The organism is Kocuria varians (assembly GCF_006539885.1).
Taxonomy (GTDB): Bacteria; Actinomycetota; Actinomycetes; order Actinomycetales; family Micrococcaceae; genus Kocuria; species Kocuria varians.
Map to the genome: position 1 here is coordinate 1 of NZ_BJNW01000034.1, position 5,362 is coordinate 5,362.

The following is a 5,362-nucleotide window of genomic DNA, read 5'->3' on the forward strand; positions in this document are numbered from 1 at the left end:
GAGCCATGAAACTGGACGGTTTCATGATGCCTGGCCGAGGGTCAGCTGCTGTCGGTGGTGGTCATAGTGCTGGGTGCCGTCGTGGTAGATCTCAGCCAGGCGCAGCCGATGCCGGAAGTACGGGGCCCAGCACACGGGCATGTGCATTCCGCGGCCCATGACATCCTCGGGCTCGGCCTCGAGCTGGCCCTGCAGGACGTCGATGGTGCGGTCGAACCACCGGATCAGTCGCGGACCGTGCACTACCCGAGCCGAGCCCCGATCGCTTGGGTAGTTGATGAGGTGGAAGGGCCGGGTGCCGGCCCCCAGCACCCAGGCGAAGGTGCGACTGACTGGCTCGGGGAGCCGGCCCATCAGGGCGCACCAGCGGGATCAGGCGCCGGGTGATCAGATAGCTCAAGAACATCCGAAACAGCAGACGCCCGTTGGCCCACCGGGTACCGGATGAAGCTCGGCGCAGCTCCGCCAGGGTCGCCACCGTCACGAGGGCGTGGAAGTCCACCCGGACCCGTTCGATTTTATCGTGGATTTCCTGACGAGTGGACGAGGTATCGCCGCCCATCGTGGTCATCCCCTCGTGCGGTGTGTTGGATGAGACAGCGCCCGGGGTCGAGAAACCCGGCGCCAGAGTGTCAGCGTAGGTCCAGGAATGCCCGCAGTTCGGCGAAGGCCTCGGGCACCAGGGAGTAGTGCGCCCACTTGCCCCGCTGCTCGCGGGTGAGCAGCCCGGCGTCCACGAGTTTCTTCATGTGGTGACTGACCGTGGGCTGGCTGATGTCCACCACCGCGGTCAGATCGCAGACGCAGACCGCACCGCAGCCCTGGGCCGCCACGTGCGAGAGCAGCTGCAGGCGAGTCGGGTCGGACAGGGCCTTGAGTCGGCCGGCGATCCGCTGCGCATCATCGGGGGTCATTGGCCCGGCCGAGAGCGAGCAGCACTTCGTGCCCATCGTGGCGGGGGCGCACTGATCGGCGGAGATGGCCTGGACACCGGATGCAGGGATCATCGCCCCATCCTACATTGACCAATGTCAATGTGATCCCTAGTGTTTTCGATAGATCGTCGTCAATACGAAGGGTTGCCCCTGATCATGAGCAATACCACCACCGCCCCCGCCGTCCACCAGAGGGTGATAAAAGATTTATCCTTCCTTGACCGCTGGCTGCCCGCCTGGATCATCGCGGCCATGGTTGTCGGGCTGCTGTTGGGCCGGTTCGTCCCCGGGCTGAACACGGCCCTGGAAACCGTGAAGATCGGCGAGGTGTCCCTGCCGATCGCGATCGGGTTACTAGTGATGATGTACCCGGTCCTGGCCAAGGTCCGCTACGACGAGACCCGCCGGGTGGCCGGCGACCGACGCTTGATGGGCGTCTCCTTGATGCTGAACTGGATCGTCGGGCCCGCCCTGATGTTCACCTTGGCCTGGATCTTCCTGCCCGATCTACCGGAGTACCGGACTGGGTTGATCATCGTCGGGCTCGCCCGGTGCATCGCGATGGTCTTGATCTGGAACGACCTCGCCTGCGGCGACCGTGAGGCAGCGGCCGTGCTTGTGGCGATCAACTCGGTGTTCCAGGTCATTGCCTTCGGCGCCCTGGGTTGGTTCTACCTCCAGGTCCTCCCGTCCTGGCTGGGGCTGCCGACGACGTCAACGGAGTTCTCCGCGTGGTCCATCGTCCTCTCGGTGCTGGTGTTCCTGGGCATCCCGCTGGTGGCCGGGTTCCTTACCCGCACCCTCGGGGAGAAGGCCAGGGGCCGGGACTGGTACGAGGGCACGTTCCTGCCGAAGCTCGGTCCCTGGGCGCTGTACGGGCTACTGTTCACCATCGTGCTGCTCTTCGCCCTTCAGGGTGACGCGATCACCTCCAACCCCCTCGACGTCGCCCGCATTGCCCTCCCCCTGCTGGTCTACTTCCTCCTCATGTTCGGGGTGGCCCTGCTGGCCTCCCGCGCCCTGGGGCTGAACTACGCGAAGTCCACGACCGTGGCGTTCACCGCCGCCGGCAATAACTTCGAACTCGCCATTGCCGTGGCGATCGGCACCTTCGGGGTCACCTCCGGACAGGCCCTGGCCGGGGTAGTCGGTCCCCTGATCGAGGTGCCCGTGCTGATGGCCCTGGTTTACGTCTCCCTGTGGGCGGGCCGGAAGCTCTTCCCCGGTGACCGCACCGTCCCCACCCGCTAACCCCGCGACCTCCCAGGAGCACCAGTTGAGCACCGAGTCCACCAAGCCCTCCGTTCTGTTCGTCTGCGCCAAGAACGGCGGCAAGTCCCAGATGGCCGCCGCCCTCATGGAACACCGTGCAGCAAATGCCGTAGAGGTTCACTCTGCCGGTACCAATCCCGGCAGTAAGATCAACTCCCTGTCCGCCGAGGTCGTTGCCGAAGTCGGAGCCGATATGTCGACCGGTTTCCCAAAACCGATTGACCCGGACCTGCTGCGCACCGTGGACCGCGTCGTGATCCTGGGTGACGAGGCGAAAGTCGAACCCGTCGAAGGCATGACCGGCACCATCGAGATCTGGTACACCGACGAGCCCTCCAAGCGCGGGATCGAGGGTGCGGAGAGGATGCGCCTGGTCCGCGACGACATCGACACCCGCGTCCGGAAGCTACTCACCGAGCTCACCGCCGGCGACCCCGCCTGAACCATGCCCCCTTTCCTCTTTCCCTTCCGAGAGAGCGGGTGACCTCCATGACTGCTGAGACCACCCCCGAGAACACCATCACGATCCCGGCAGAGACCGCAGAAAAGCCTTTCGTGCTGTTCGTGCGCGTGCACAACGCGGGCCGGTTCCAGATGGCCGCTGCCTACCTCACCTACTTTCTTTTCCGGTGGGCGCATCGAGGTGCGCCCGGCCGGCTCCGCCCCGGCCGAGGCGGTGAACCCGGCCGCCGTGGAGGCCATGGCCTAGGAGGGTATCGATCTGAGCACCCAGGCCCTGAAGATCCTCACCGATGCGGTGGTGCAGGACTCCGGCGTGGTGATCACCATGGGCTGCGGGCACGCCTGCCCCGTGTACCCGGGCAAGCGCTACCTGGACTGGGGCACCGCTGATCCTTCCGAGGAAAACCTGCAGGGGGTGCGGGGCATCGTCGATACCATCGACGCCCGGGCCGAGGCCCTGTGGGACCAGATCCGTAACTAACCACACCCCCAGGTCCGGTCCCGCCGCGCAGAGGGCGGGACCAAATCCGGGGGGAGAGCGAAACCAATGGGAGGCTGAGCATTATGGAACACCGGATGGACGTGGCGATCATCGGGGCCGGTCAAGCTGGTCTGGCCGTGGGGTGGTATCTGCGCCGTCGCACGGACCTATCCTTCGTGATCCTCGACGGCCAGGAGACCACCGGCGGGGCCTGGCGGCATACCTGGCCCTCGTTGCGGTTGTTCTCCCCCTCCTCGTATTCCTCCCTGCCCGGGAGGCTCATGCCCCCCACCGGGGCGGACAACCCGGATGCGGCCCATGTCATCGACTACCTCACCGATTACGAGACCCGCTACGACCTGCCGGTCCGCCGGCCGGTGCACGTGACCGCGGTGCACCGCGATGGGCAGAGCTTCCGTCTGAAGACCGCCACCGAAGACACCTGGTCCGCCCGGGCGGTAGTCAGTGCGACCGGAACCTGGTCCCAGCCCTTCTGGCCCACCATCCCCGGCCAACGAGCGTTCACCGGCACCCAGGTGCATAGCGCTCACTACGCTGGCCCCGCCCCCTATGCGGGAAAGCGCGTGGTGGTGGTGGGCGGAGCGAACTCCGGGGCCCAGATTGCCGCCGAGATTGCCGGGGTTGCCCAGCTGACCTGGTGCATCAAGGGCGAACCGCACTGGCTGCCCGATGAGGTCGACGGCCGGGAGCTCTTCCGCGTTGCTACCGAACGCTCTCGGGCCTTGGCCGCCGGGCATCCGGACCCGGGTGGGGTCGCCGCCCTGGGCAACATCGTCATGGTGCCCCCGGTCAAGCGCGCCCGGGACGCCGGACTGCTGCACCCAGAACCGATGTTCGACCGCTTCACCCCCGCCGGCGTCACCTGGGCCGACGGGCAGGAACAGGAGGTGGACGCGGTGATCTGGTGCACCGGATTCCGCCCCGCCCTGCGCCACCTGCGCCAGCTACCGATACGCACGGCCGACGGGTTGATCCCCACCGCAGGGACCGCCTCCACCACGGTGCCAGGCCTCTACCTGGTGGGCTACGGGGACTGGACCGGACCCGGGTCGGCGACCCTCATCGGAGTCGGCCCCACCGCCAAGGCCACCGCCACCGCCCTCCAACACCAGCTAGCCACCTCGACGCCGGCGCCCGCCCATTGACCTCCGGCATGCCCGTCAAACGACGGGGGCGGTTTCAGATGTTGGTGGTGTCGCTGTGCCACTCGATTAGGATCACGTCACACTACTGCCCCGCCTGGGCCCATGATTCATGCGGCCCAGGCGTCGGTGCACTTCCACCGGCTCAAAACCGAGCTTCCGGTGCAGGGCCAGGCTGGCGGTGTTCTCCGGGAAGACCTTCGCCTCTATCGTCCAAATTTTTGCGGCTTCCGCGGCGGCAATCAGGGCCTGCAGCTGGAGCCGACCGATCCTGCTCGGCCGCCTCCGGGTAGACGTAGACGGACTCCTCCACCACCCCGGCACAGACCTGACGGGCCGAGACCGGTGCGGCCGCGACCCAGCCCAGCACCGCGCCGTGCTTATTCACCGCCGCCTGTCGCAGATCCTCCGGCGTGTCCCCGTGAATGTCTTCCAGTCTGGTGGGCGGGATTCGAAGGTTGTCTGGTCGGTGGCGATGCCCGCGGCGTAGATCTCGCGCACGGCCGACTAGCGGTACTCCTGAAGCCCGACCACTGTGATCGCCCCAGCGGTGTCGCCCGGCAACAAGTGTTGCCCCACCGCCCTCACCGCACCGTCCGCGGGCACCGGTGTGTTGCTCACGCGGTGGCCTCCTCGGGTGCGAACAGGGTCCCCAGCGCCTCCAGCGCCACCGGGTGGGTGCGGTAGTACATCCACACCCCGCGCTTGTTCCGCTCCAGCCCTCCCGGCCTCATGCAGAGCCTTCGGATAGTGGCTGAGCGTGGGCTGGGACAACTCGAACCCCGGAAACAGATCACTACGCCGTCCAGAACGAGGTCTGGGTCACCGGTCCCGGTAAGAAGCCCTGGGAGTTCTACACCGTCACCGCCGACGCGTACCCCAGCTGCTGTTGAAGCATCCCCAGGGCGAGCCGCCCTCACGATGGCGGCTCGCCCTGAAGCCTAACAATCCGGCTGCTGATCCACATGTGCGCAAACGGAACCCTTTATAAAAGCGACAGTCCCTCTCTTCCGGTTCAAAGGGGTCATTCTAAGAATCGGAACTCGGGC

Annotated in this window: 5 protein-coding genes and 1 pseudogene; 4 read left to right on the forward strand and 2 right to left on the reverse strand. The window is 66.5% G+C overall.

What is annotated here, in order from left to right; genetic code table 11:
- Positions 1 to 21: 21 nt before the first annotated feature.
- Both KVA01_RS13075 and KVA01_RS12405 read right to left on the reverse strand, forming a co-directional pair.
- Positions 22 to 243: a hypothetical protein gene (locus KVA01_RS13075; RefSeq protein WP_233438881.1), complete on the reverse strand. Its 222-nt coding sequence runs from the start codon at positions 241 to 243 to the stop codon at positions 22 to 24.
- A gap of 389 nt (positions 244 to 632) precedes the next feature.
- A complete protein-coding gene (locus tag KVA01_RS12405; RefSeq protein WP_141270557.1) occupies positions 633 to 950 on the reverse strand; it encodes an ArsR/SmtB family transcription factor in 318 nt (105 codons plus the stop codon).
- 141 nt (positions 951 to 1,091) lie between these two features.
- On the opposite strand from KVA01_RS12405, the gene arsB reads away from it, so the two are divergent.
- From arsB to KVA01_RS12425, 4 genes and pseudogenes are all read left to right on the forward strand, one after another.
- Positions 1,092 to 2,186, forward strand: coding sequence for an ACR3 family arsenite efflux transporter (gene arsB, locus KVA01_RS12410; RefSeq protein ID WP_141270551.1), 1,095 nt, complete (start codon positions 1,092 to 1,094; stop codon positions 2,184 to 2,186).
- Positions 2,187 to 2,211: 25 nt separating this feature from the next.
- The gene (locus tag KVA01_RS12415) at positions 2,212 to 2,649 is read left to right on the forward strand and encodes an arsenate-mycothiol transferase ArsC (RefSeq protein ID WP_141270553.1); all 438 of its coding nucleotides are present in this window, start codon (positions 2,212 to 2,214) and stop codon (positions 2,647 to 2,649) included.
- Between the two features lie 47 nt (positions 2,650 to 2,696).
- Positions 2,697 to 3,150 (forward strand): annotated as a pseudogene (locus KVA01_RS12420) (arsenate reductase/protein-tyrosine-phosphatase family protein).
- An 83-nt stretch (positions 3,151 to 3,233) separates the two neighbouring features.
- Entirely contained in the window at positions 3,234 to 4,316 is a 1,083-nt protein-coding gene (locus KVA01_RS12425) for an ArsO family NAD(P)H-dependent flavin-containing monooxygenase (protein WP_141270555.1), read from the forward strand.
- Positions 4,317 to 5,362 lie beyond the last annotated feature (1,046 nt).